The organism is Candidatus Endoriftia persephonae, assembly GCF_023733635.1.
GTDB classification, from domain to species: Bacteria; Pseudomonadota; Gammaproteobacteria; order Chromatiales; family Chromatiaceae; genus Endoriftia; species Endoriftia persephonae.
In genome coordinates, this window is the sequence record NZ_CP090569.1 from 592,525 (window position 1) to 618,769 (window position 26,245).

Annotated in this window: 22 protein-coding genes and 3 tRNA genes; 18 read left to right on the plus strand and 7 right to left on the minus strand. The window is 59.0% G+C overall.

The genetic code is table 11. The features are described 5' to 3' along the window. Positions 1-3: 3 nt before the first annotated feature. From L0Y14_RS02820 to L0Y14_RS02835, 4 genes are all read right to left on the minus strand, one after another. Positions 4-732: a UDP-2,3-diacylglucosamine diphosphatase gene (locus L0Y14_RS02820; RefSeq protein WP_005958901.1), complete on the minus strand. Its 729-nt coding sequence runs from the start codon at positions 730-732 to the stop codon at positions 4-6. Positions 733-737: 5 nt separating this feature from the next. Continuing rightward, a complete protein-coding gene (locus L0Y14_RS02825) occupies positions 738-1,226 on the minus strand; it encodes a peptidylprolyl isomerase (RefSeq protein WP_005958900.1) in 489 nt (162 codons plus the stop codon). A 53-nt stretch (positions 1,227-1,279) separates the two neighbouring features. Then, positions 1,280-1,852, minus strand: a complete 573-nt coding sequence (locus tag L0Y14_RS02830; RefSeq protein WP_005958899.1) for a peptidylprolyl isomerase — start codon at positions 1,850-1,852, stop codon at positions 1,280-1,282. 102 nt (positions 1,853-1,954) lie between these two features. Then, the gene (locus L0Y14_RS02835) at positions 1,955-4,159 is read right to left on the minus strand and encodes a methyl-accepting chemotaxis protein (RefSeq protein WP_006473663.1); all 2,205 of its coding nucleotides are present in this window, start codon (positions 4,157-4,159) and stop codon (positions 1,955-1,957) included. Positions 4,160-4,377: 218 nt separating this feature from the next. Here L0Y14_RS02835 and cysS point away from each other — a divergent pair, with 218 nt between their 5' ends. After that, the gene (gene cysS / locus L0Y14_RS02840) at positions 4,378-5,763 is read left to right on the plus strand and encodes a cysteine--tRNA ligase (protein WP_006473664.1); all 1,386 of its coding nucleotides are present in this window, start codon (positions 4,378-4,380) and stop codon (positions 5,761-5,763) included. Between the two features lie 287 nt (positions 5,764-6,050). Here the strand turns inward: cysS and L0Y14_RS02845 are convergent, their stop codons facing one another. After that, on the minus strand, positions 6,051-7,229 hold the full coding sequence (locus tag L0Y14_RS02845; protein ID WP_006473665.1) for a MinD/ParA family ATP-binding protein: 1,179 nt from the start codon (positions 7,227-7,229) through the stop codon (positions 6,051-6,053). 249 nt (positions 7,230-7,478) lie between these two features. Between L0Y14_RS02845 and L0Y14_RS02850 the strand changes: the two genes are divergently transcribed. Further along, a complete protein-coding gene (locus L0Y14_RS02850; RefSeq protein ID WP_006473666.1) occupies positions 7,479-9,611 on the plus strand; it encodes an HDOD domain-containing protein in 2,133 nt (710 codons plus the stop codon). A 13-nt stretch (positions 9,612-9,624) separates the two neighbouring features. Here the strand turns inward: L0Y14_RS02850 and L0Y14_RS02855 are convergent, their stop codons facing one another. After that, positions 9,625-9,906, minus strand: a complete 282-nt coding sequence (locus tag L0Y14_RS02855) for a cupin domain-containing protein (protein WP_005958893.1) — start codon at positions 9,904-9,906, stop codon at positions 9,625-9,627. Positions 9,907-10,153: 247 nt separating this feature from the next. Between L0Y14_RS02855 and pncC the strand changes: the two genes are divergently transcribed. From pncC to L0Y14_RS02915, 12 genes are all read left to right on the plus strand, one after another. After that, positions 10,154-10,657: a nicotinamide-nucleotide amidase gene (gene pncC / locus L0Y14_RS02860; RefSeq protein ID WP_251859244.1), complete on the plus strand. Its 504-nt coding sequence runs from the start codon at positions 10,154-10,156 to the stop codon at positions 10,655-10,657. Next, a complete protein-coding gene (thpR, locus tag L0Y14_RS02865) occupies positions 10,650-11,177 on the plus strand; it encodes an RNA 2',3'-cyclic phosphodiesterase (RefSeq protein WP_006473668.1) in 528 nt (175 codons plus the stop codon). The genes pncC and thpR overlap by 8 nt, the downstream gene beginning before the upstream one ends. Before the next feature lie 277 nt (positions 11,178-11,454). Continuing rightward, positions 11,455-12,483 (plus strand): recombinase RecA, encoded by a 1,029-nt coding sequence (gene recA / locus L0Y14_RS02870; RefSeq protein WP_005958888.1) that lies wholly within the window; start codon positions 11,455-11,457, stop codon positions 12,481-12,483. A 107-nt stretch (positions 12,484-12,590) separates the two neighbouring features. Then, positions 12,591-12,920 carry a regulatory protein RecX gene (locus L0Y14_RS02875; protein ID WP_005958886.1) on the plus strand — a complete coding sequence of 110 codons (330 nt, stop codon included), beginning with the start codon at positions 12,591-12,593 and terminating at the stop codon, positions 12,918-12,920. 370 nt (positions 12,921-13,290) lie between these two features. Then, positions 13,291-15,924 (plus strand): alanine--tRNA ligase, encoded by a 2,634-nt coding sequence (gene alaS / locus L0Y14_RS02880; RefSeq protein WP_040818488.1) that lies wholly within the window; start codon positions 13,291-13,293, stop codon positions 15,922-15,924. A 230-nt stretch (positions 15,925-16,154) separates the two neighbouring features. After that, entirely contained in the window at positions 16,155-17,384 is a 1,230-nt protein-coding gene (locus tag L0Y14_RS02885) for an aspartate kinase (protein ID WP_006473671.1), read from the plus strand. Positions 17,385-17,595: 211 nt separating this feature from the next. Continuing rightward, positions 17,596-17,790 (plus strand): carbon storage regulator CsrA, encoded by a 195-nt coding sequence (gene csrA, locus L0Y14_RS02890; RefSeq protein WP_040818491.1) that lies wholly within the window; start codon positions 17,596-17,598, stop codon positions 17,788-17,790. Between the two features lie 421 nt (positions 17,791-18,211). Continuing rightward, positions 18,212-18,304 (plus strand) — tRNA-Ser (locus L0Y14_RS02895). Between the two features lie 52 nt (positions 18,305-18,356). Then, positions 18,357-18,433: transfer RNA gene (locus L0Y14_RS02900), tRNA-Arg, on the plus strand. 199 nt (positions 18,434-18,632) lie between these two features. Next, positions 18,633-18,709: transfer RNA gene (locus tag L0Y14_RS02905), tRNA-Met, on the plus strand. Positions 18,710-18,978: 269 nt separating this feature from the next. After that, the gene (locus L0Y14_RS02910) at positions 18,979-20,289 is read left to right on the plus strand and encodes an ammonium transporter (protein WP_305790618.1); all 1,311 of its coding nucleotides are present in this window, start codon (positions 18,979-18,981) and stop codon (positions 20,287-20,289) included. Positions 20,290-20,586: 297 nt separating this feature from the next. Beyond that, positions 20,587-21,066, plus strand: coding sequence for a hypothetical protein (locus L0Y14_RS02915; RefSeq protein WP_006473674.1), 480 nt, complete (start codon positions 20,587-20,589; stop codon positions 21,064-21,066). Positions 21,067-21,253: 187 nt separating this feature from the next. On the opposite strand, the gene L0Y14_RS02920 is transcribed toward L0Y14_RS02915, so the two are convergent. Next, positions 21,254-21,910 (minus strand): 4'-phosphopantetheinyl transferase family protein, encoded by a 657-nt coding sequence (locus L0Y14_RS02920; RefSeq protein WP_006473675.1) that lies wholly within the window; start codon positions 21,908-21,910, stop codon positions 21,254-21,256. A gap of 131 nt (positions 21,911-22,041) precedes the next feature. On the opposite strand from L0Y14_RS02920, the gene L0Y14_RS02925 reads away from it, so the two are divergent. The 4 genes from L0Y14_RS02925 to L0Y14_RS02940 are packed head-to-tail and all read left to right on the plus strand — an operon-like array spanning position 22,042 to position 26,245. Next, positions 22,042-23,403 carry a V-type ATP synthase subunit B gene (locus L0Y14_RS02925; protein ID WP_005965728.1) on the plus strand — a complete coding sequence of 454 codons (1,362 nt, stop codon included), beginning with the start codon at positions 22,042-22,044 and terminating at the stop codon, positions 23,401-23,403. Next, the gene (locus L0Y14_RS02930; RefSeq protein ID WP_005965726.1) at positions 23,404-23,994 is read left to right on the plus strand and encodes a V-type ATP synthase subunit D; all 591 of its coding nucleotides are present in this window, start codon (positions 23,404-23,406) and stop codon (positions 23,992-23,994) included. Then, a complete protein-coding gene (locus L0Y14_RS02935; protein WP_006473676.1) occupies positions 23,991-25,796 on the plus strand; it encodes a V-type ATP synthase subunit I in 1,806 nt (601 codons plus the stop codon). Before L0Y14_RS02930 ends, L0Y14_RS02935 begins: the two co-directional genes overlap by 4 nt. After that, positions 25,793-26,245 (plus strand): ATP synthase subunit C, encoded by a 453-nt coding sequence (locus L0Y14_RS02940; protein WP_005965720.1) that lies wholly within the window; start codon positions 25,793-25,795, stop codon positions 26,243-26,245. The genes L0Y14_RS02935 and L0Y14_RS02940 overlap by 4 nt, the downstream gene beginning before the upstream one ends.

Here is a 26,245-nt window from a genome sequence, read left to right on the forward strand (position 1 = left end):
GGCTCAGGCAGGTAGCCGCTTCAGCTCAACCCCTTGCGCCGAGGCGCTGAGGATCTCGGCGCCGCCACTGTCCCACTCGCCGAGTACGTAGCGTTGTACTGGCTGGCCATCCAGTTCGAAGTCGTGCAGGCCGGGGCGGTGGGTGTGGCCGTGGATCAGGCGGCCACACTGCTGTTCGCGCAGGTAGCTCTCCAGGGTCTGCTGGTTGACGTCCATGATCGCCTCCGCCTTGAGTGAGATGGCCTCACCACTCTTGGTCCGGTACTCCTGGGCGGCGGCGATGCGTTCGGGGATCGGCTGGCTGAGGAACTGCTTGATGAAGGTGGGTTCCCTCACCTGCTGGCGGAACGCCTGGTAAGCGGTGTCGTCGCTGCAGAGTAGGTCGCCGTGCATCAGCAGGGTCGGGGTGCCGTACAGCTCGATCAGGGTTGGGTCGCTGATCAGGGTTGCGCCGCTGGCGTTGCAGAAGATCTCGCCGAGCAGGAAGTCCCGGTTGCCGTGCATCAGGAAGATCTTGGTGCCGCTCTCTGCCAGCAGACGCATGCCGTGGATGATGCCGTTGATCTCTGGTGTCACCAGGTCATCGCCGATCCAGGCATCGAATAGGTCACCGAGGATGTAGAGCGCCTCCGCCCCCTGCGCCTCCGAGGCGAGGAAGCGCAGGAAACGGTGCACCGTCTCCGGCCGCTCGGCGGAGAGGTGCAGGTCGGAGATGAATAGGGTTTCAGCCATCGGCTTTAGTCGCTGATCTCGGCTTTTTCGATGACGATGGTCTCTTTCGGCACGTCCTGGTGGCCTGCCATCATGCCGGTTTCTGCGCCTTTGATCTTGTTGACCACATCCATGCCGCCGGTCACCTTACCGAACACGCAGTAGCCCCAGCCATCCTGCCCCGGGTGGTCGAGGAATTTGTTGTCTGAAATATTGATAAAGAACTGAGCGGTGGCGGAGTGGGGGTCCGCGGTGCGCGCCATGGCGATGGTGCCGGTGAGGTTGGAGAGGCCGTTTTTGGCCTCGTTTTCGATCGGCTCGCGGGTCGCCTTCTGCGTCATGTCGGGCAGCATGCCGCCTCCCTGGATCATGAAGTTGTTGATGACGCGGTGGAAGATGGTGCCGTCAAAGAAACCCTCCTCGACATACTGCTTGAAGTTGGCGCAGGTGTTGGGCGCCTTCTCCTCGTCCAGTTCAATTTCGATCTTGCCGAGGTTGGTGGTGAGCGTAATCATGAAAATACCTGTTGTCTGGTGAACGATCTCTAAGTCTGTGGTGCGGCAGCGATTTATCGGCTGACGCTGACTTTCTCGATGATGACGGTGTTGGCCGGCACGTCGCGCATGCCGTTTTTGCGGGTGGTGGGCTGCTGGGCGATCTTGTCGACCACATCCATGCCGCTGGTGACCTTGCCGAACACGCAGTAGCCCCAGCCGTCCTGTCCCGGGTAGTCGAGAAAGCTGTTGTCTTTGAGGTTGATGAAGAACTGGGCGGTAGCGGAGTGGGCGGCGGAGGTGCGCGCCATGGCGATGCTACCGCGGCTGTTTTTGAGCCCGTTTTTCGCCTCGTTACGGATCGGGTCGCGGGTTGACTTGCGCTGCATGTCGGGGCTGAAGCCGCCGCCCTGGATCATGAAATTCTTGATCACCCGGTGGAAGATGGTGCCGTTGTAGAAGCCCTCTTCGGCGTACTGGACGAAGTTCTCCACACTCTGCGGTGCAGCGGTGGCGTTGAGTTCCAGGGTGATAGTGCCCAGGTTGGTCTGCATCTCCACTGTGACAGGCTTGCTGTCGGCTGCGATGGCCTCACCGGCAGTGAGAAAAACCATGCCCAGGACTAGGCCCAGAAAAATCCGCTTCATAACTCATGCTCCCTCTAGGAATCTCTGTAAAGGGCGCATCATATCGATATTAAGGGGTGGGAAAAAGGGGCTCCCCGGCTCTGTTGGAGCCGGGGAGCTGGCTCAACGCACCGAGAAGAACTCCACCAGCTCGGCCATGCGGGATGCTTGCTGGGCGGTACTGGTGCTGGCGGAGGCGGTTTCTTCTGCGAGCGCCGCGTTCTGTTGGGTGGCGTCGTCGATTCTGGTGACTGCCTGGTTGACTAGCGCGATGCCGTCCATCTGCTCCTGGCTAGCGGCGGCGATCTCAGAGATCAGGCCGCCGACCTGCTTCACTGACTTAACGATCTCCTGCAGGGTGTTGCCCGACTCGTCCACCAGTTTGTAGCCGGCATTGACCTTGTCGACGCTGTCATGGATCAACTCCTTGATCTCTTTGGCAGCGGAGGCGCTGCGCTGGGCCAGATTGCGCACCTCGGTGGCCACCACCGCAAAGCCGCGCCCCTGCTCGCCGGCCCGGGCAGCCTCTACCGAGGCGTTGAGCGCGAGCAGATTGGTCTGGAAGGCGATCTTATCGATCACGCCGATGATGGCGGCTATCTTCTCACTTGAGTCGCGGATGTCGCCCATCGCGGCCACCGCATTGCCTACCACGTCACCGCCTTTGACTGCGATACTGCGGGCGCTGATCGCTAGCTGGTTGGCCTGACTGGCATTGTTTGCATTGTTGCTGACGGTGCTGGTGAGCTCTTCCATGGAGGAGGCAGTCTGTTCGAGGCTGGCCGCCTCCTGCTCGGTGCGGACCGAGAGGCTGGTGTTGCCGGCGGCGATCTCGTCTGCGGAGGTCCTGATGAAGTCTGAAGAGTCGCGGATCTCGGAGACGATCTGGTTGAGTTGGCTGACGGTTTCGTTGACGCCGTCTTTGAGCTGGCCGAATGCGCCCTGGTAGTCGCTGGTGATGGTCTTTGTCAGGTTGCCGGCAGCCAGTTCGGCGACGATCCGAGAGATGTCGTTGATGGCGTTGTCGGTGACCTCGAGGAGGTGGTTGATCGACTCGCTGAGGAGGGCGTAGAAGCCCGATTTGCCGCTCATTGAGATGCGCTGGCTGAGATCGCCCCGGTTGGCGGCAGCGATGATGTCGCCAACCTCGCGCTCCACCTCCACCTCGCTGGTTCGGTCGGCCCATTCGACGGCGGTTCCCAGCCGCTGGCCCTGTTCGTCGATCACCGGGTTGGCGATGATCCTTAGGGTGCGTCCGCCCAAGTGGAGTTCGGTGGCGTGGGTTGAGCTGAGGTGATCGAGTATCTGGCGGTTCTCCGCAGGGTTCTGATGGAAGGCGTCGATGTTCTTGCCCAGCAGGTCGTCAGCGGAGAAGCCGGGTAGCGCCTGTTGGATCTCGGCCTCGGCGTTGTGCAGCAACTGCAGCACTGATTTGTTCATGTAGATGATGTTGTGGGAGGTGTCGGAGACCATCACGCCGCTGGAGACGTTGTCGAGAGCAGTCTTCAGTCGTTGTGCCTCGGCCGATTGGCGTTTGGTATCGTCGATGATACCGCCGAAGCGCTTGATCGCCCGATTGAAGTGGCTCGCCAGTTCGCCGATCTCATCGTTGGATTCCACGTGAATCCGTTTGGAGACGTCCACTGTGCCTTCGGCAACCGCTTGCATGCGCGTGGAGAGCTTTTTCAGCGGTGCTGAGACCAGCCGGCCGAGGGTCGCTGAGATCACAAACAGCGCAATCAGCATCACCGCCGAGTTGATGCCGACATTGACCAGCAGATCCCGGTTGATGGCGGCATCGAGTTCAGCGGTGGAATAATCGAGACGTATCGCGCCCAGCACGCTGTTCTCTTCGACTACGTGGCACATCAGGCAGTTGGTGCCGCGATACTCTTTTTTTGCCCGCATCGGGATTACCACGGTGAGCACCCGCCCATCTGCGCCTTCGCGGAACTGCATGATGTTTTCGCCGTTGAGGCCGCGCTGGTCCCACTCATCCTTGACCTTGGCGTAGTCTGTGCCCTTGCCGAAGGTCTTGGTGATGCCTTCACCACGCACGATGCGAGCGTCGAGTACCTCCGGACGCGACAGCAGTTTGCTGCGCGGGATCTCCCGGCTGGCCATGCCGCCGCTCAGCATCAGGGTGTTGATGTTGTCGAAGTAGGCATCGGCCAAGCTGCTGGCCTGGTCCTCTACCAACTGCTCCACCAGTACACTCTGGCTGTAGGCGAGATAGGAGGCGGTCAGCAGCAACATGATGGCGAACTGGATCAGCAGGGTGCGACGGATCTTGCTGCGGATGGAGCGGAACTTTTTCTCTTCAGGCATGGTGATACTCGCCAGTTTTTACTTCTGATGGAGGTGCCAAAGGGGCTACTGCCAAGAGCTAGGAAACAGCTTCTCTCTGGTTGCAGTCTGGGTATCGACTGGCTGGGAAAAGAGTTTAGAGATTGTGTGGGAATTGGTGCCTGGCCGGCCCTGCTTTGTGGTGGATAGTGCTTTTGCTACCATGCGCCCACCACACAGCAGCAGACGTAGTCCACACCATGCTCAAGATCTACAACGACCTCAATAACCGCAAAGAAGAGTTTAAACCCCTCGAAGAGGGGCGGGTACGCATGTATGTCTGCGGCATGACCGTCTACGATCTCTGCCACCTGGGGCATGCGCGGGTGATGGTGGTGTTCGACGTGGTCTACCGTTATCTGAAGGCGATGGGGTACGAGGTCACCTACATCCGCAATATCACCGATATTGACGACAAGATCATCAATCGTGCCAACGAGAATGGCGAGCCCTTCATGGCGCTGACCGAGCGTTTCATCCAGGCGATGCATGAGGATGCGACGGCGCTCGGCGTGCTGCCACCTGACGATGAGCCACGCGCCACCGGCCATATGAAAGAGATCCTGGTGATGATCCAGCGCCTGATCGACAATGGTCACGCCTATGCCGTCGAGAATGGTGACGTCTACTACGATGTGCGCAGCTTCCCCGACTACGGCAAGCTCTCCGGCAAGTCGATCGATGACCTTGAGTCGGGTGCGCGGGTCGAGGTGGACGAGATAAAGCGCGATCCCCTCGACTTTGCCCTGTGGAAGTCAGCTAAGCCTGGCGAGCCGGCCTGGGACTCTCCCTGGGGCCAGGGTCGTCCCGGCTGGCACATCGAGTGCTCTGCCATGTCGACCTGCGCTCTAGGCGATAGCTTCGATATTCATGGCGGCGGCGCTGATCTGACCTTTCCGCACCACGAGAACGAGATCGCCCAGTCGGAGGGCGCCACCGGCCACTCCTTCGTTAAATACTGGATGCACAACGGCTTTGTGCGGATCAATGATGAGAAGATGTCGAAATCCTTGGGCAACTTCTTTACCGTGCGGGAGATTCTGCAGCGCTATCGTGCCGAAGAGGTGCGCTACTTTATCCTCACCAGTCAGTATCGCTCACCGCTCAATTATGATGAAGAACACTTGGAGAATGCTCGCGCTGCGCTGACCCGCTTCTACACTGCCTTGCGCGGTCTGGATGAGGTTGAGCCCGCCGGTGGTGAGGCCTTTATCGAACGTTTTCATGCGGTGATGGACGATGACTTCAACACTCCGGAGGCTCTGGCGGTGCTATTCGATATGGTGCGCGAGATCAACCGGTTGCGGGAGACCGGTGCAGCGAAAGCCGCAGGGCTGGGGGCCGAGTTGCGGCAGCTGGGTGGCGTGCTGGGGATTCTGCAAGATGACCCAGAAGCCTATCTGAAAGGCGGCGTTGGTGCGGAAGGGGGTTTGTCGGACGCGGATATAGATGCGCTGATCCAGCAGCGTCTGGATGCACGGGCAGAGAAGAACTGGGCCGAGGCCGACCGCATCCGTGATGAACTGCAGGCCGCCGGTATTCTGCTCGAGGATGGCCCTCAGGGAACCAGTTGGCGGCGCGGCTGATCTAGGTAGCTTTGAACGATGGGAAAATGAATAGCGGCAATTCCGTTGCCGCAATGATGGTGAGTGAACAGGGAGTCCGTTCCTTTATTCTTCTTCGTCCGGCCAGAAACTGCAGGATCAGCTGAAGTAACTCCATGTCACTCCGCTTCCCATCCAATCCATTTCTGACGGCTTATCCGAAGGTGAAGCTGTTGAAAACCAACTTGTAATTTTGCTTCAGGCCGGTCCGTAAGCTACCTTGAATCGGTACATTTTTCCAGCCTTGATGAGGCCAGTGCGTGCTGGCCTCAGCTGGAACTGTTGTCAGCATAGCGTTTCTGTTCGTACAGGGAGAACTGCGCGGCACTCTCCAACGCATGCTGCAGGTCGGCCAGTTCATCGCTCTGCTTGCGTTCGCAGTCGGAGAGGATGTGGGACTGGCGAAGACGTGAGCCGATCTTCTCGATGCTGCCATCCCGGCCCGCGACGGCTGGCGGGGTCGGATTTTTCTCGTGCAGCGGCTGCTTGAAGCGGAGTTCATAACTCTCTTCGAAAGAGAACAGCGCCTTTCGCACACTGGCCTCACTAATGTCTTCTTTACGGATGATGTTGGAGAACTGGGCAAACAGACGATCGAACTGTTCATTGGTTGCGAGCGCACCCTGCTGGCGCGGCGTCATCTGCACGACGGGTGATGAGGCGCCGCTGCGGGGCGGGTTCATCTTCCACGAGCGGCTCATTTTGTTGAGCGGGGAGTGGCCGATAAAACGCTGTTTGAGGATCTCGGTGATGGCGTGAAAACAGCGGCTGGAGGGGGCGTTAGGCGCGCTGATGCTCACCGGCATATGATTGTAGACAGCGTTGTGCAGATGCCGGTCGGCGGTGACATAACCGAGTGAACGTACACTCAGACCGAGGTTTTTCTCCACAACGCGCTTGAATTGACGATAGACTTGTAGTCCCTGCTGGCGGCCCTTGATGCGGTTGATCAGCACCTGCACCCCGCCCATATGGCCGCGACGGCGCAGCGCCCAGAGCAGTGTGTAGCTGTCTTTGATCGACTCCAGCTCGGGCGAGAGTACCAGCAGGATATGATTGGCGGAGCGCAGCAGCGACAGGGTGGTGAGCGAGTCGCCGGGTGGGGTGTCGATGATCAGATAGTCGAAATGGCTCTCCAGCTTCTGGAATGCGGTCTTCAGACGCAGTGTCTGGGTGTAGTCGAAGGCGGCGAGGTTGGAGGGGGCAGCGAGCAACTGGATGCCGTTTCGCCCCGTCTGAATCACCGCCTCTAGCGGTTGGCCGTCGAAGATGTGAGAGCCGAGCCCGAGTTCGCTCTTGCCACCCAGCAGTTGCACTGCACCGGAGAGCTGGTTATCACTGTCGAGTAGACAGACCTTGGCTCCACCATTTGCTAGGTTGACTGCAATGTTGACTGCAACGTTGGTCTTGCCAACACCATGTCTGCCACCGGCGAGGGCGATGACCAAGGCATTGCTCCGGGCACCGGCAGAATGGGAGGTAGTGTGTTGATCTGGCTCTTGAGGGGGGGTCAGCATAACCATTGGAGCTCTGAATCGTTAAAAGACTTATCCCGATTCTATCCCAGAAAAAACGACATTAATCACTCTTCTTTCAGAACTGAGTCACAAAACAGGAGTTCGGAGGTGGATAGGATGGGGCGCCTTAATGGGTGACGAATGACTACCCGGACATTTACACCAGCCTTCCCAGGATCTATGGATAGCGTTAAGAATAGTTGTCTGCTGGCGGTTGACCTGGAGCGGCTGCCCGCCATTCCAGCGGTGTTGCTTGAGCTGATTGAGGCCTGCAGCCAGGCTGACACAAGCTTGAAGCAGTTGGCCGATATCGTCTCGCAGGATGTGGTGCTGAGCGCGAAGGTGCTCGCCGCTGCCAATTCGCCGCTCTATCGCCAGTGGGGCGAGGTGGCGGGTCTGGAGCGGCAGCTCTCCGTACTCGGTGTGGAGACCCTCAAGAGCATCGCCATCACCAGCGCGGTACAACAGTTTTTCTCCCGCTTGGGTGAGCAGCACGAGGCCTACCTCGACGGCTACTGGTGCCGCTCCCTGAAGGTCGCCCAGATCGCCAGAGAGCTGGCCATCCTGCTGCAGCACCACTCCGAAGAAGAAGCCTATCTGGCTGGGCTGCTGCATGGGCTGGGAGAGCTGGCGTTGTTTCAGCTCTCTCCTGACGACTATGTTGAGATCGCCGCCAAGCCACGTGGCCTGCAGCGGGAGGAGCAGCAGCGGCGGTTTGCGGTTATTGGCGAGGAGGTTGGCTTCCATCTGATCGATCGCTGGCACCTGCGATCGTTCCTTGCCGATGCGGTGCGCTATCAGGACGAGTCGAGCGAGGCGCTGCTGGATGCGCCGCAGCTGGTGAAGATTGTGCACCTGGCGCAGCGTCTGGCGCAGCCGGACGCCTACGATCTGGATCAGACGATCCTGGCCGCAGAGCAGCTCTCCGGCATTGACCCATCGCACATCGAGTCACTGGTGCTACGGGTGGATGGGCGGCTACAGCAGCTGGCCGGCTCCCTTGAGCTGATGCCGCTGGAGGCTGGGGCAGTGCGCGAGGAGCAGGCGCTGCAGGTGAAGCTGACGACGCGTCTGGAGCTGGCCCGCCATGTGCGAGATTTTGCCCTGCTCAGCGCCTCCCGCCAGCAGATGGCGGAGGCTGCCAGCTGGCATGCCATTGTCAATGAGTTGCAATACAACCTGGGGGTGCTGTTCGGCCTGAAGCAGAGCATGGTGCTACGCTACAATCCGGATCAGGAACGCCTGGAGGGAGATGTCGGGGGGCGTGTTGGCAACAAGCCGATGGATGCGCTGCACCTCTCGCTAGAGGCGGGCAAGAGTCTGGCCGCTGACGCGTTGCTGGAGCAACGGGTGCTGCATTCATTCGATGATAATCCGGCACGCAGCCATGCGGTGGTCAATCGGCAGCTCTGTCACCTGCTGGGAGATGAGGGGGTGGTCTGCATCCCTCTGTTTGTCGGTCAGGCGATGCTCGGTGTGGTGGTGGCGGGGATCAGCCGAAAGCGCCTCAAGCAGCTCGATTTCCAGCAGGATTTTATGGAGGTGTTCGCACAGATGGCGGCTGCCTCGATCCTGCGCCAACAGCGCTGGCAAGAGGCGGAGGAGCTGCATCTCAACGAGCTGCGCATCAAGGTGCAGAACCATGCGCGCACCCTGCTGCACGAAGCCAATACGCCGTTGGGGGTGATCAATAACAGCCTGCAGCGGGTCGACTCGAAGCTTGGCAGCGGTCATGCGGTACAGGCTGAACTGGCAACGATCAAAAACGAGTTGGAGCGGCTTGGGACGGTGCTGCAGCGGATGCGGGACCCGGTAGAAGAGATAATCGACGGCGATGGCCTAGTCGATCTCAACCGTCTGGTTGAAAATCAGCTGGCGGTGTTCAAGGCCTCGTTTTGTGCCGGGGACAAGATCAAGTGCGTCAAGGACCTGGACGATAGGCTGCCGGCCATCCACAGTCACCACGGCCGGTTGAAGCAGGTGCTAGCCAACCTGATGAAGAATGCCAGTGAGGCGCTGGAAGAGGGTGGCACGATCAAGCTGGAGACCCGGGATGGGGTCAACCTGAACGGCGAGGAGTTTATTGAGATCTCGGTCAGCGATGACGGCCCGGGTATCCCGCGGGCGGTGATGGATGAACTGTTTCTGCCGGTCAAGAGCGAAAAGAAGGGCAACCACTCGGGCACTGGACTGGCCATCGTAAAAAATCTGGTGGATGAACTGGAAGGTACCATCTCCTGCTACAGTCGCGAGCAGGAGGGCACCCGCTTTGGCATCCTACTGCCGCGCCGGCTGGTGGATGAGCCGGCTTGAGCCTGGTGGGGGGCTATTCGAAGCTGTAGTGTTTCTCCACATCCTTCAGGATCTCCCAGCTGCAGGCAAGCCCAGCAGGAAAGGTGACCAAGTCGCCCCGGCCAAACTCCTGTGGTTCCCCGCCCTTAGGGGTCACCACCACCTTGCCGCGCAGAAAGTAGCAGGTTTCGCTCTGATCATAGCTCCAGTCGAACTTGGAGGCCTCCTTACGCCAGATGGGCCAGTCGTAGATACCCATGATCTCCAGTTTCATGGCGGAAGGGCGGTGTTCACACTCTATCGTCAGATCGCTCATTACTGACTCTCCTCGACTGCGGGGCTTGTTGGAAAATGATCGTCTAGTGTAACCGGAAGCTGTTGCAGCGTCAGGCGCGTCTAACAGCCTGTTAGGCGCTATCTCCCCTTGTTATTAATCGGCAATCCTTTCTACCTCATGTTGTCGGTTTGGCTTCGGTAGGCCGAAGCTGGACCTGCAAACAATCTATTTGACTGCCAGGTTGCATAGAATGAGAGTGTCGGAATATTGAGAAGGAGTGGCGCAGATGAAGGCAGATGATCAGGCGTTGACCCAGCTGGCCGGGCAGCTTGGGGATTGTCTCAGACGGCAGCGGGCCAGGGTGGCCTTTGCTGAATCCTGCACTGGTGGCTGGATTGCCAAGGTGGCCACCGATGTGGTAGGCAGCAGCGCCTGGTTCGAGCAGGGGTTTGTCACCTACAGCAACGCGGCCAAGCAGTCGATGCTCGGCGTGCAGGCAGAGACGCTGGTGGAATACGGCGCGGTGAGTGCGCAGACGGTGGCGGAGATGACCGCCGGCGCTCTGCAACGGAGCGAAGCAGATTGGGCAGTGGCGGTGAGTGGCATCGCCGGTCCGGGGGGCGGAACTCCCGACAAGCCGCTGGGCACGGTCTGGTTCGCCTGGCAGCAGCGCGGTGCGGCAGCCGAGGTGCAGCGGCACTGTTTTGCAGGCGACCGGGAGGCGGTGCGGCGGCAGACGGTGGCCCGCGCCCTGCAGGGGCTGTTGCAGCGGTTGGCTGAAGATGAGTAACAGCCGGGCCTTTTTCGCCCTCTGGCCCGACCTGGAGGTGCGTCGACAGATCGCCCGTGTTGGCCGATCCCTGAACGGTTGTGGCGGGCGCATGCTGCAGCCACAAGATCTGCATCTGACCCTCTGTTTTTTGGGGGATCTGGACGCACAGCGCCGGCGTTGTGTTGAGACCGTGGCCGATTCGTTCAGTGCGGCGCCTGTTGTCCTGCAGATCGACCGGATCGACCAGTTTCCTCGGGCGCGTATCCTCTGGGTCGGGCCGCTGGAGTCCCCGCCGTCACTGATCACGCTGCATGATCGACTGAGCAGTGCCCTGCAGTCCTGCGGTTTTGCCCCGGAAACCCGCGCCTTCACCCCGCATCTGACCCTCTATCGCAAAGCCCAACGGGTCGAGCCTGGCAGAATCGATCCGCCGATCCGCTGGCAAGCGGAGAGCCTGACCCTGGCCTGCGCCGTCGGCGGCTCGTCTGGTGCGCCCAGCTACCGAATTCTCAATGAATGGTCGCTAAGGAGTCTCTGAACGAATCATGGGCGATCCAAATCTTCCGCTGCTGCGTTGTACCCCAAGGGCATTTCCTGCGGGGCAAAATTCAGGCAATAGACCGGCTATTATTTGCGATTTCCGCCTAGCATCGAAAAATTTGGCCTCACAATTCTGCTCGCCCAGATTCATTCTGAGGCTTCCTAAAGGCGAAGCTATGACCTGAGTCGATCCCTGTGTGATAATTTCACCTTCAAAAAAGTACTGTATGAATGTACAGTAAGCAGCAAGATGCAGAAACAGGGGGGAAGAGCGGATGGATGACAATCGTGCAAAGGCGCTGAGTGCGGCACTGGGGCAGATCGAGAAGCAGTTTGGTAAGGGCTCGGTGATGCGGATGGGTGATTCCGGCTCGATCCGCAATATCGAGGCTATCTCCACCGGCTCCCTCGGGCTCGACATCGCACTCGGCGTGGGGGGGCTGCCAAAAGGGCGCGTGGTGGAGATCTACGGGCCGGAGTCTTCGGGCAAGACCACTCTGACGCTGCAGGTGGTGGCGGAGGCGCAGAAGCAGGGTGGCACTTGTGCCTTCATAGATGCGGAACACGCCCTCGATCCGATCTATGCGGAGAAGATTGGTGTCAATGTGGATGAATTGCTCGTCTCTCAGCCCGACACCGGCGAGCAGGCGCTGGAGATCACCGACATGCTGGTGCGTTCCGGCGCAGTAGACGTGGTGGTGATCGACTCAGTGGCGGCGCTTACCCCCAAGGCGGAGATTGAGGGCGAGATGGGTGATACCCATGTGGGGCTGCAGGCGCGACTGATGTCGCAGGCGCTACGCAAGCTGACCGCCAACATCAAGCGTACCAACTGCCTGGTGATCTTCATCAACCAGATCCGTATGAAGATCGGTGTGATGTTCGGCTCGCCTGAAACCACCACCGGCGGCAACGCGCTCAAATTCTACGCCTCAGTGCGTCTCGACATCCGCCGGATCGGAGCGATCAAAAAGGGCGAAGAGGTAGTCGGTAATGATACCAAGGTGAAGGTGGTGAAAAATAAAGTAGCGCCCCCCTTCAAACTGACCACTTTTGAGATCATCTACGGCGAGGGCATCTCCCGTGAGGGTGAGATCATCGAGCTGGGCGTGAAGCAGGGCATCGTCGACAAGGCAGGCGCCTGGTACAGCTATAATGGTGATCGAATTGGCCAAGGCAGGGAGAATGTGCGCCAGTTCCTGAAGGATAATCCCGATATTGCAGCGGACATTGAACTGCGGGTACGGGCTGAGCTGCTGCCTCCGGCCGAGAGTGCTGAAGATGCGGCGCAGGAGAAGGCCTGATCGACGCGGCCGAGATTCAGGCGACGGCGCTGCGCCTGCTGGCGCAGCGTGAGCACAGCCGCCAGCAGCTCCAGAAAAAGCTGGCCAGACGGGGCTTCGATGGGGACATGATTGAGTTTCTGCTCGATGGGCTGGAGGCACAAGGGCTGCTCAGCGATCTGCGCTTTTGCGAGAGCTATGTGGAGATGCGGGTGCGCAAAGGCTATGGGCCGCTGCGCATCCGTGCCGAACTGAGCGAGCGCGGGGTGGATGAGGCGCTGATCGAGCAGACCCTCAGCTGCTATGCGGAGGGCTGGTGGAGTCAGTTGCAGCGGGTTCACGATGCAAAATATGGTGGCGGATCGGTGGATGATCGGCGCGAACTGGCCCGTAGGGCGCGTTTCCTTGAGTACCGGGGGTTTCCCGCCGCGATGATCCGTGAGCTGTTGATTGACTGATCCCGAAGGTGGGGCTTCGCACGGATGGCGACGGGGTGATCCTCCCGGTTCCACAATATCCTTCTGCCTGCCTGCCTGCCTGCCTGCCTGCCTGCCTGCCTGCCTGCGCCTGCGCCTGCGCCTGCGCTTGCGCTTGCGGAGCGTCGCCTCCCCTTCCATCGTTTCCTGTCTGTTGAGTCCTTGCATCTCTTGATGCCGAAGTAGGTAAAGAGGATGAGAATTCGTTTGGGGTTCCTGTTATGCTCTAGGGCTGTTTTGGATTTGATTCGGGCGGCTACGGGTTTGCCTGTGCGTTCGCGAAACGGGCGCTCTGTGGTGCAGGGCTCCCCCTGTTAATTCACTGTCCTCATTGAAATTTTGTTTGTCCAATATGAAAAGTAGTGCAGATATCCGCAAGGCATTCCTCGACTATTTTGCGCGAAATGGTCATGAGGTGGTGGCGAGCAGTCCGTTAGTGCCGCTGAATGACCCCACCCTGCTGTTTACCAACGCGGGCATGGTGCAATTCAAAGATGCCTTTCTTGGTCGCGACAAGCGCAGTTATCTCCGGGCTGCTAGTTCGCAGCGCTGCGTGCGCGCCGGCGGCAAGCATAATGACCTTGAGAACGTGGGATACACCGCACGCCACCACACCTTCTTCGAGATGTTGGGTAACTTCAGCTTTGGCGACTATTTCAAGCGTGAAGCAATCAACTACGCCTGGGAATTTCTCACTCGCACACTGGGGCTGCCTGCGGAAAAGCTTTGGGTGACCGTTTACGAAGAGGATGATGAGGCTGCCGATGTCTGGCTCAAAGAGATCGGTGTCAGTGAGGCGCGCTTCACCCGCATCGGGGACAAACCTGGCGGTAAACGCCACGAGAGTGACAATTTCTGGTCGATGGGTGACACCGGTCCATGTGGTCCCTGTAGCGAGATCTTCTACGATCATGGTCCCGAGGTTGCCGGTGGTCCGCCGGGCACGCCGGAGGAGGATGGCGATCGCTATATTGAGATCTGGAATCTGGTGTTTATGCAGTACAACCGGGATGCGGAAGGGAATATGACACCGCTACCCAAGCCTTCGGTGGATACCGGTATGGGGTTGGAGCGGTTGGCAGCGGTAATGCAGGGCGTCCACAGCAATTATGAGATCGATCTGTTCGCCAACCTGATCAAGGCGGCATCTGAAGTGACCGGTTGTTCAAATCTGCAGGAGAAGTCGCTGCGGGTGATCGCAGACCACATCCGTTCCTGTGCATTTCTTGTTGTGGACGGGGTGATCCCCTCCAATGAGGGGCGCGGCTTTGTGCTGCGTCGGATCATTCGGCGTGCCATCCGGCATGGCTATATGCTGGGACAGAAGGGGGCATTTTTCTATCGGCTGGTGGGGCCGCTGTGTGACGAGATGGGGGCGAGCTATCCGGAACTGCTGAGTGCCCGGGCGCTGGTTGAGCGGGTGCTGAAACAGGAGGAGGAGCGTTTCGCCGAGACTCTGGAACAGGGAATGCGGATTCTCGAAGAGGTGATTGCCGGGCTAGAAGGGAAGCAGATCCCAGGCGCGACCGTCTTCAAACTTTACGATACCTACGGCTTTCCGGTCGATCTGACCGCGGATATCGCCCGTGAGCGCGATCTGACCCTCGACATGGAGGGTTTCCAGCGGGAGATGGAGGCGCAACGCGAGCGTGCCCGTGCCGCAAGCCAGTTTGGCGTTAATCAGGAGGTCAGCGTCGGCCTCGAGGGTGAGACTGAATTTGTCGGCTATGAGTGCCTTGAGGCGAATGCCACCGTGGTGGCGCTCTACCGGGATGGCGAGTCGCTGGATAGCCTGGCCGAGGGCGAGACCGGCCTGGTGGTGCTGGATCGTACGCCGTTCTACGCGGAGTCGGGTGGTCAGGCCGGCGATAAAGGGGTGATCAGCGCCAAGGGTGGCGTGCTGTTCGAGGTCGAGGATACCCGCAAACAGGGTGGTGATGTGTTTGGTCACATCGGCAAGCTGGAGGAGGGCAGTCTCGCGGTGGGGGATCCGGTTACGGCTGAGGTCAACGCCTTTACCCGTCAAGCCACCGCCCTCAACCACTCGGCGACGCATCTGTTACACGCCGCGCTGCGTGAGGTGCTGGGCGATCATGTGGCGCAGAAGGGGTCGCTGGTAGACGATGAGCGGCTGCGCTTCGACTTCTCTCAGTTCGAGCCGGTCAGCCGTGAACAGCTGCAGAGAGTGGAGCAGCGGGTGAACGAGCAGATCCGCCAGAATCACATGGTGGAGACGCGCATCATGTCTCTGGAGGATGCCAGGTCAAGTGGTGCGATGGCGCTGTTCGGCGAGAAGTATGATGAGCAGGTGCGGGTACTGCGGATGGGTGATTTTTCAACCGAACTGTGCGGCGGCACCCATGTGAAGGCGGTGGGTGATATCGGCCTCTGCAAGATTATCGTCGAGACCGGCATCGCCGCCGGCGTGAGGCGCATCGAAGCGGTCACCGGTCAGCGCGCCATCGAGTGGATGGAGGCCGATGAGGAGCGAGTGCTGCGAACCGTGGCGTTGCTGAAAGGGAGTCGTGATGATCTTGAAGAGAAGGTCATGCAGCTGCTGGAGCGCAACCGGAAGCTAGAAAAAGAGCTCGAGCAGCTCAAGGGTAAGCTGGCGAGTGCGGCCGGCAGTGATCTGGCCTCTAGCGCTGAAGATGTGGCCGGGATCAAGGTCTTGGCGGCCACGCTGGAAGGTGCTGATTCCAAGTCGCTGCGTGAAACCATGGATCAGCTGAAGAACAAACTGGGGTCTGCAGTGATCTTGCTGGCGGCCATCAATGGTGACAAGGTCGCTCTGGTGGCCGGGGTCACCAAGGACCTGACTGGCCGGATGAAGGCTGGCGATCTGGTCAAGCTGGTGGCGGAAAAGATTGGTGGCAGGGGGGGCGGACGCCCCGATATGGCGCAGGCAGGCGGCAACGATCCGTCCGCTCTGCCGCAGGCGCTGGCGCTGGTGCCGGGCTGGGTTGAGGTGCATGCTGGAAACTGAGCCACTTTGTCTGATGATGACTGTTTACTACCGATGTTCTGCTGGCGGTTTTAACCCCGCCTGATTTCGTGTTTAATTGCCCTCTTTTGGAGCTGGGCTGCCGATTGGGTGGTTCCTCCTGAGCTGGAATGGCGGCATGTTGGCCGTCTGTTCTGTTCACTCTCTGGCCTTAGATCGCTGATGGCGGCACAGCTGTCGGTCGATCGATTTGTGCAGGATTTGTAAACAAAATGGCGCTTATCGTGCAGAAGTACGGCGGGACCTCCGTCGGTTCAGTGGAGCGTATCCAGGCGGTCGCGGAAAAGGTGAAGGCTGCCAAGGATCGCGGAAACCAGGTGGTGGTGGTGGTCTCAGCAATGTCGGGCCAGACCAACCGGCTGATTGCTCTGGCCCATGAGATCAACGCTGAGGGTGACCCCCGTGAGATGGACGTGCTGATCTCCACCGGCGAACAGGTGACCATCGCCTTGCTGAGTATGGCGCTGCAGCGGATCGGATGTCCGGCCCGTTCCTATACCGGCGGTCAAGTGCATATCCTGACTGATAGCGCCCATAGCAAGGCACGCATCCAGGATATCGATGGTGCGCGGGTGCAGGCAGACCTGGAGGCCGGTCGGGTGGTGGTGGTAGCCGGGTTTCAGGGGGTCGATCAGCAGGGTGATATCACCACCCTGGGGCGCGGCGGTTCTGATACCACGGCGGTGGCGATGGCTGCGGCCCTGAAAGCAGACGAATGCCAGATCTACACCGATGTGGATGGGGTCTATACCACTGATCCCCGTATCGAGCCGAAAGCACGCCGACTCGAGCGTATTACCTTTGAAGAGATGCTGGAGATGGCGAGTCTCGGCTCCAAAGTGTTGCAGATTCGTGCGGTGGAGTTTGCGGGTAAATATAACGTTCCCTTGCGGGTCCTTTCCAGCTTCGAAGAGGGCGAAGGCACCCTGATTACCTTTGAGGAAGAGAGCATGGAACAGGCAAAGATATCCGGTATTGCGTTCAATCGTGATGAGGCAAAACTGACCATCCTGGGAGTCCCAGACCATCCCGGTGTGGCCTACCAGATTTTGGGGCCGATCTCCGATGCGAATATTGAAGTCGACATGATCGTGCAGAATATCGCAGCAGATACCTCAACTACCGACTTCACCTTCACAGTACATCGTAACGATTACAAGAAGGCGCTAGGGATCCTGCAAGCGACCGCTGAGTCCCTTGGAGCAAGAGAGGCGCTTGGGGACGATACGATGGTGAAGATCTCGATCGTTGGTGTGGGTATGCGTTCCCATGCCGGTATTGCGAGTCAGATGTTTGAAGCGCTGTCCAGTGAGGGGATCAACATCAACATGATCTCAACATCCGAGATCAAGATCTCGGTGGTGGTTGATGAAAAGTACCTGGAGCTGGGAGTCAGGACTTTGCATGAGGCATTTAGCCTCGACTCTGAAGCGGCGAATTAGAAATAAAGTCCTAAATTGTCGTGAAATAGCCTTAAATCGGCTAACTAAGGAATTCTTAAGCTTTTTCTGTGGTCCTACCAGTTGCTAGAATGCGAGCATCGTCCTGTCCTGCATCAAGTGCAGGGGATGGTTGGCAAGCGCTGTCGACAGAATCGGACTCTGAGTGGGAGTGGTCGGCAGTAAACAAAAAGGATCTGCAGGGAGATTAGACATGTTGATCTTAACTCGCCGAGTCGGCGAAACCTTAATGATAGGCGACGAAGTTACAGTTACTGTGCTGGGTGTTAAAGGAAATCAGGTTCGCATCGGTGTGAATGCGCCGCGTGATATCTCCGTGCATCGCGAGGAGATTTACGAACGCATCAAACGTGAGCAGGCGGGTGGAGCTGAAGGCGCCCCCGAATAGACTGCGTAGAGCGGCCTGAAAAGAAACTTCGGCAAGGATGCCGGAGTTTTTTTGTTTATGGACGAAAAAACTGTATAATCCCGCGCTCTTCCGAGCAGTGATTCCCTTGAAGTTGTCATCGGACGAATGTCTAGAGATGACGTCATTTACAGTTGGAAAGCTTACTCCTCTGTAATAGAATTCTGCGCGGACCGGGTGGCTGGAAGCCCGGAGCAAAGCCTCGGCGACACTACGATAGGTTACGCCGAGTATCGCTGATCAACCAGCATTGGAGAGATGGCCGAGCGGCTGACTAAGGCGGCGTTAGCCGTCTTGAGCGGTGCCGCGTAGCGGCATCGACCCCGCAGGGGTGAGGGACGCAGTCCCGAATAACGCGCTCCCCTGCATGGCTCGAAGGGCCATTGAACAAGCGCAAAGTTTTGGAGAGATGGCCGAGCGGCTGAAGGCGCTCCCCTGCTAAGGGAGTATGGGGTTAATAGCTCCATCGAGGGTTCGAATCCCTCTCTCTCCGCCATGTCAGTGCATCAGTGCAAGACTGTAATCTCAGGTTGCAACTGAATCACATAGCGCCCGTAGCTCAGCTGGATAGAGTACCTGGCTACGAACCAGGTGGTCGGAGGTTCGAATCCTTCCGGGCGCGCCATTTTAGAAGATAAATCGACCGGTTAGAGTGTCCTGCTTGACCGGTTTTTTTTGGCGATACTTTGCTGGCGATTTGTGGATGTCAGCCAATGTTTCTTGCCCGTGGGACTCAAGCTACAGTTTGGCTTAGGTAGTTGACAGCGGAAGATGTGAGAAGTATATTTCCCGCCCTTCTCACCGTTACCCGGTGCTGATAGTTTGGCAAGGTAGCTCAGTTGGTTAGAGCACAGCACTCATAATGCTGGGGTCGGCAGTTCGAATCTGCCCCTTGCTACCATATTAAAACCCCGCCGGTTCAGTGAACCTGGCGGGGTTTTTTTGTGCCCACTTTTGGTTCGCGCTGACATCGGTGACCCATTTTGGTGCGTCAATCATTTCTGAGTGCCCCATTTTGGTGCCTTTCTGGGTGTGTGCCATATTTATTTTTGCCTATCTATTTGAATTAAATAATATTTTATGGAAGGCACTAAAATTGCATACTCGTAGACGAAAATGCATGCGCAGTGAGCGCATGTGATTAATAAACTGCTAGTGAGAGAGATTCAGATGGCACGATTCCACCTTTTGGGGCGCTTGCTGCCCCTGATTGGGGCATTTTTCCTCCCGGGGACCGCTTTGGCGGAAGAGACAGCGATCAATGGGGCCAATACGGCATGGATCATGGCTTCCACTGCCTTGGTTCTTTTTATGACCCTGCCGGGGCTGGCGCTGTTTTATGGTGGTCTGGTACGCAGCAAAAATGTCCTTTCGGTGTTGATGCAGTGTTTTTCCATTGCCGGGATGGCCACGATTATCTGGTTTGTCTTCGGCTACAGTCTCGCTTTTGGCGAGGGGAATGCCTGGATCGGCGACTTCAGCAAGGTGATGATGGCAGGCATCGGCAAAGAGACTCTCTCCGGCGATATTCCTGAGTCACTTTTTATGCTGTTTCAGATGACCTTTGCGATCATCACCCCGGCGCTGATTGTGGGTGGCTTTGCCGAGCGCATGAAATTCTCTGCCATGATGATCTTCAGTGCGGTCTGGCTGGTGCTGGTCTATCTGCCGGTGACCCACTGGGTCTGGGGTGGTGGCTGGCTCGGTGAGATGGGCCTGTATGACTTCGCTGGTGGTACTGTGGTGCACATCACCGCCGGTGTGGGGGCGCTGATGGCGGCCCTGGTCCTTGGCCCGCGCAAAGGCTTTGGAACCTCTGCCATGACGCCGCACAACATGACCATGACGGTGACCGGCGCCGGCATGCTCTGGGTTGGCTGGTTCGGCTTCAATGGTGGCAGTGCGCTGGCGGCGGATGGCAGCGGCGCGATGGCGATGCTGGTTACCCACATCTCTGCCGCCACCGGCGCCATGACCTGGCTGGCAATCGAGTGGATACGCTTCGGCAAGCCGAGTGCCTTGGGTGCGGTGACCGGCATGGTGGCGGGTCTGGGCACCATCACCCCAGCTTCCGGTTTTGTTGGTCCTGGCGGTGCTCTGGTTATCGGCCTGCTCGCCGGTATTGTCTGTTTTTCTGCCACCCAATACCTCAAGCGGGTGCTGAAGATCGATGACTCCCTGGACGTGTTCCCAGTGCATGGAGTTGGCGGCATCCTCGGTACCCTGTTGGCGGGCGTCTTCTCTGCCACCTCGCTGGGAGTTCTCTCCGGCTATGGTTTTGCGGATGGCATCGAGACCATGGGAGAGCAAGTCTACGTGCAGTTTATCGGCGTGTTGGCCACGGTCATCTTCACTGCGGTTGTCTCCTGGGTGATCCTAAAATTGATTGACAGCCTTATCGGTCTGCGGGTCAGTGAAGAGGATGAAGTGGAAGGCCTTGATGTGGTCGACCATGAAGAACGCGGTTACGATTTCCACTGATTTGCCCCTTCTGACCTTACCGATCCCAGTAGCTTATCTGCTGCTGGGATCGGCTTTACCTCTCCTCCCTTGTTGTTGGCTTTGGGCTGCTGAGGCAGGCCTGGTCCCGCTTCGCAGCGATGGCCATTGCATCTCTTGTGGTGGCATCTACAGTCAGAGTTGTTGTAAGTCCGCTGACAGATCCTGTTAATCGATTAAAGGTATTGAATCGCTTGTCGAAAACAGTGCTTGAGGTTATGGCGAATGGAGCCGCAAGCAATGACGTCACATGGGACATTTTTTTTCGCAGCTGAAGCGATGGCAAAGCGCCTGGAACATCTCATGGAGGCGTTCCCCAAACTGGTGAACAGTCAGGTTGAGGAGGCGGTAAATAATTGGCGTAGGCAGACCGTTGCGTTGTCGCTTTCGGCGCCTGGCTCCGCTGGGAATATTGATGTGGGTGGTGAAAAGGGAGCTGTCTCCCCAAGCGAGACCATTCCCGATCAGATTGCCAGTGAGGCAATTGAACTGATCGCCAGCTACAGCATCGAGGATGTGATGGAGATCCTGACAGAGGATTTTGGTATCACTCTCGATTATGCGCAGTTGATCGATCTCATTGGCATCGAGCGTTACCAGCATGCTTTGCACGGGGAGGCGATCGAATTGCAGCAGAACAAGGTCTCGTTGCTGCAGACCTCGGAGCTGTGGAACAGCATGGGGCGTCCGGCTCTGGGTGATGCGTTGTGGGGGCCGCAGAGGGTCTCAATCCTGCTTGAGAGGCAGGAGTCCTTCTAGGAGCTGTCGGATTGGGGGCTGCCCTACTGCGACGGTGGCAAATCGGTTCATTTTTCCACTCGTCTTGCTAAGGACAGCCAAGCCAGACAGGCTTCTAAGGCTTCGGAAAAGTGCTATTCTCTTTGCGGTGGCAACCAGTGCCTCTCCGCCCACAAGCAAAAACTGTGGCTCCCCGCATTCCCCGACATCAACCAATAGTCAGATAGCAACCCGTGATGAGATGTTTGTCGGTGATCCAGTAGGCGCCATGAAACAGTGGCTCAGCCGGCAATGCCAGCTTCGCACCGGGAGCCTGTCTGAAACTGAACTGGCCGGTCTCGATGGTGATCTGTAACTCCACCTCATGGAAGCCAAAAAAGCGCCTCACTAACGGGTAGTAACACTTGTAGAGGCTCTCCTTTGCGCTAAAGACAAGTCGCCGTGGCAGCCCAGGGTGGGCATCCAGAAAGGCGGACTCGGTGTCACTCTCGATCTTGCGCTCTAGCCCTGCCGCCAGTGGCGCCAGCGGCTCCACATCCACCCCAAGTCCGACAATCGCGCCGCGCTGGCACGCCAGCGCCAGCGCCAGATCCGCACAGTGTGAGATGCTGCCTAGGTAGCCTGCCGGCCAGCGTGGCTCACGTTGATCACCGCGCAGGATCGGTCCGCTGGTGCCACCAGCCAGCTGTATCGCGTGGTGAGCCGCGTGCCGTCCGGCGCGAAACTCCCGCCGGCGCTTCTCGATGGCGTTCTCGATGAGCTGTTCCTCCGCGGCGAACAGTGGTTGTTCCCACATCTCCGGGCTGGCGATAACCAGCGCCACTTCAGGGGGGAAGAGTTGCTCGGCTAAAAATTCAGATGGCATCGGGGTCTCAAGGCTAAATGCTGCAGGGTGTCAGCCGCGCAGTATAGCGGATGGTGTGATGACGCTTGCGAACTCAGGCGAGCGGGATAATACTTCTCGGGTCGGGCGTGTCATGATCAGGGAGACGTTGCATGAATCTGAGTCTTGCCCACTACTCTCACATTACCGAGATCGTCGGCGATATCGTTAAGGTCGCAGTGCCCGAACTGGTGGCCGGCCAGGGGCAGGATATCTGCTATGGTGATTTGGCGCTGGTGACGGGGCGTGAGGGCGACAGCTCTCTGGCCCAGATCATCAACATGCAGGGTGAGCAGGTCAGCCTGCAGTTGTTCAACGGCACCAAAGGGGTGGGTACCGACTCCAGCGTGCGTTTCCTCGGCCACCCGATGCAGGCGACCTACTCCAGCAACATCCTCGGCCGGGTCTTCCGCGGTACCGGCGAGCCCATCGATGCCGGTCCTGACCTCTCCCATGACCCACAAGTCGCCATCGGCGGACCTTCGGTAAACCCGATGCGGCGGGTGCTGGCGTCGAAGATGATCCGCACCGACGTACCGATGATCGACGTCTTCAACTGCCTGGTAGAGAGCCAGAAGATTCCGATCTTCTCGGTCTCCGGCGAACCCTTCAACCGCTTCCTGGCACGGGTCGGGATCCAGGCCGACGCTGATGTGGTGGTGTTCGGCGGCATGGGGCTGATTTTTGATGACTACCACTTCTTCCGCACCGCCTTCGAGGATGCCGGGGTCTTTGCCCGCACCGTGATGTACGTCAATCAGGCCTCCGACCCCATCGTTGAGCGGCTGCTGATTCCCGATATGGCGCTGGCGGTGGCGGAGCGGTTCGCGGTGGAGGAGGGCCGGCGGGTGCTGGTGCTGCTCACCGACATGACCGCCTTTGCCGATGCGCTGAAAGAGGTTGGCATCGCGATGGACCAAGTGCCCTCCAATCGCGGCTACATGGGTGACCTTTACTCGCAGCTGGCGCGCCGCTACGAGAAGGCCTGCGACTACGCTCAGGGTGGCTCGGTGACTATCCTCAGCGTCACCACTATGCCCGGCAACGATGTGACCCACCCAGTGCCCGACAATACCGGCTACATCACCGAGGGTCAGTTCTACCTGCACAACGGGGAGCTCGACCCCTTTGGTTCTCTGTCGCGCCTGAAGCAGCACGTGATCGGCAAACAGACCCGCGAGGATCATGGCCAGATCATGAACACCATGATCCGTTTCTACTCCGGCGCCAAGGATGCGGAACAGAAACAGGCGATGGCCTTCGAGCTCTCCGAGTTCGACCTCAAGCTGCTCAAGTTCGGCGGCCTGTTCCGCAAACGCTTTATGGATATCAATGTCTCGATGCCCCTGGAACAGGCCCTGGATAGCTGCTGGCAGACTCTGGCCGAATGTTTTGACGCCGATGAGCTGCTGATGAAACAGGAGCTCATCGATCGCTACTTCCCACAGTCGACGACTGCAGAGACGGCGGCATAGATGGCGCGGCTCGCCCTCAATAAGTCATCCCTGACGCGCCAGAATCAGCTGCTGAAGGGGTATCGCGAGTTTCTGCCCGCACTGGATATGAAACGCCGCCAGCTGCTGGCGGAACAGGCGAGGGCGCGGGCCGAGCTGGCGCAGGAGCAGACGCGACTGGCCGAGATCCATCCGTGGATTGCCGAACAGCTACCGATGTTGGCCAACCAGGGCATAGAGCTGGATGGTCTGGTGCAGGTCGAGCGGGTCGAGCTGGCGCAGGAGAATGTGATGGGGGTGCGTCTGCCGCTGCTGCAGGCGGTCGAGTTCCGGGTCAAACCCTACTCCTTCCTGAGCCGCCCGCACTGGGTCGAGCCACTGGTGGACAAGCTGAAACAGGCGCTAGAGTTGCGCATCCGCATGCAGCTGGCACAGCGTCGCTTGCAGCTGCTGGCCGATGCAGTGCGCACCATTACCCAGCGGGTCAACCTGTTTGATAAGGTTTTGATCCCCCGTACCCATCAACATATCCGCCAGATTCGCATCTATCTGGCGGATGAGGAACGGGCCGCGGTGGTGCGCGCCAAACTCGCCAAGAGAAAGAAACGATGACCATCCTGGCGCTGCAGAAGGTGACCCTGGCCGGGCTCGTCGAGGAGCGCGGCGTCATCCTGCAGGGATTGCAGCGACTCGGCTGTCTGCACCTGATCCCGCTCAAGCCGAAGCCGGAGGCGGAACCGGATCGACCCTCCGGCGCGCCGGTGGAGAGTGCCTACAAGGCGCTGCGCTGGATCTCAGACGTGGCGACAAAACGCCAGCAGGTGCGCGACGAGCGCAGTTTTGACTTCGATCGGGTGGTGGCCGAAGCACTGCACAACCGACAGCGGCTGCGTGATACCGAGGACAAAAAGAGCCGTCTGCAGCGCCGCATCGAGGCGCTCATGCCCTGGGGTAACTTTCAGCTGCTGCCCCAGGAATACTCCGGCGGCTATCGCTTCTGGTTCTACCAGATCCCGGTTGACCAGCAGCGACAGCTGCAGGCACTCGATCTGCCTTGGCAGATGGTGCACCGCGACAACCGCTTCAGCTACGTGGTGGTGATTGCCAAACAGGAGCCCGATGCCACGCTACTGCCGGTACCGCGCACCCACACCGGCGCGGTTTCGTTGAGTGAGTTGCAGGCGGAGCTGATTCGCACCGAGATCGAACTGGAGGATCTGCTCTCAGATCACCACGCCCTGAGCCGCTGGATCTACCTGCTGAGCCGCAACCTGGCGCGGGTCGAAGACCAAAGTGCGCTGGTTGAGGCGGACCAGGGGGTGTGGCAACAGCAGGGCCTGTGTCTGATCCAGGGCTGGCTGGCGGAGCGCGATTTACCGAGATTGCAGGCATTCGCCGATGCGCAGGGGCTGGCGCTGGTGGCGGAGGAGCCCAGCTTCGAAGAACGCCCTCCGACCCTGCTGGAGAACCCCGCGCTGCTGGATGGCGGGCAGGATCTAGTCAGCTTCTATCAGACTCCCAGCTACCACGCCTGGGATCCCTCGCGGATCGTCTTCTTCTCCTTTGCCCTGTTCTTCGCCATGATCATGGCGGATGCCGGCTATGCGCTGATTCTCAGCCTTTTTCTTGCCCGATACTGGAAACGCATGGGAGCGAGCGAGGGCGGGCGGCGTTTCCGCCTGCTCACCACGGTGGTGCTTGCCACCTCCTTTGTCTATGGGGTGCTGGTGGGCAGCTACTTCGGCATAGTTCCGCAGACGGCGAGCTTGGCGGGCTCCCTGAAGCTGCTGGATCTGAACGACTTCGACAGCATGATGCGACTTTCCATCGGCATCGGCTCTGCACATCTGATACTGGCTAATCTGGTGGTGGCGATGCACCTGCGGCCTTTCCCCCATAATGCCCGCCCGATCGGCTGGAGCCTGGCGGTGGCGGGTGGTTTCACTCTCTATCTCAGTGGTGTGGAGAGTGGTGCCAGCCTGACCCGTCTGGGCCTGTTGCTGCTGGTGACGGGTCTGCTGCTGGTGTTGCTGTTCAGCAGTCGGCGTCCGGTGAAGGATCTGAAATCGGCCCTACTACGCTTGCTTGATGGCCTTGGCGGGCTGACCCAGGTGACCAAAATGTTCGGCGACATTCTGAGCTATCTGCGCCTGTTTGCCCTGGGTCTGGCCAGCTCCTCTCTGGCGCTCACCTTCAATGACCTGGCGTTGCAGGTGAAACAGGCCCTGCCCGGTGCCGGGTTGCTGGTGGCGATTCTGATCCTGCTGCTTGGCCACAGCATCAATCTGGGGCTGGGCATTATCAGCGGCTTTGTGCACGGGCTGCGGCTCAACTTCATCGAATTTTTCAACTGGGGCCTGTCCGATGAGGGCTATCCTTTTCGGGCCTTCGCCAAAAAGGAGACCGAACTATGAATGAGTTTGTAATGGCGCTCGGCTGGGCCGGCATCTACGGGCCGATGGCCTTGGGGGCGATCGGTAGCGTCATCGGCTGCTCCTTGGCGGGGCAGGCGGCGATAGGTGCGATGATGGAGACCGAGAGCGGACACGGTCGCTACGTGGGCATCTCGGCGATGCCCTCCTCCCAGGTGATCTACGGCATCGTGGTGATGTTCACCCTGAATCGGGAGGTCACCGCGCAGGCCGCTGCCGGCATGTTTGGCATCGGCATCTTCTGCGGCCTGGCGCTGATGTTCAGCGCCATCTACCAGGGTCGCAGCTGCGCCTCTGCGATCAATGCCGCCAAGGCGAAGCCAGAGATTTTCGGTCTGTCGCTGGCGCCGGCCGCCATCGTCGAAGGCTTTGCGGTGTTCGCCTTTGTCTTCGCGCTGGTGCTCAGCGCCGATCTGCCGGTGGCGGGCTAG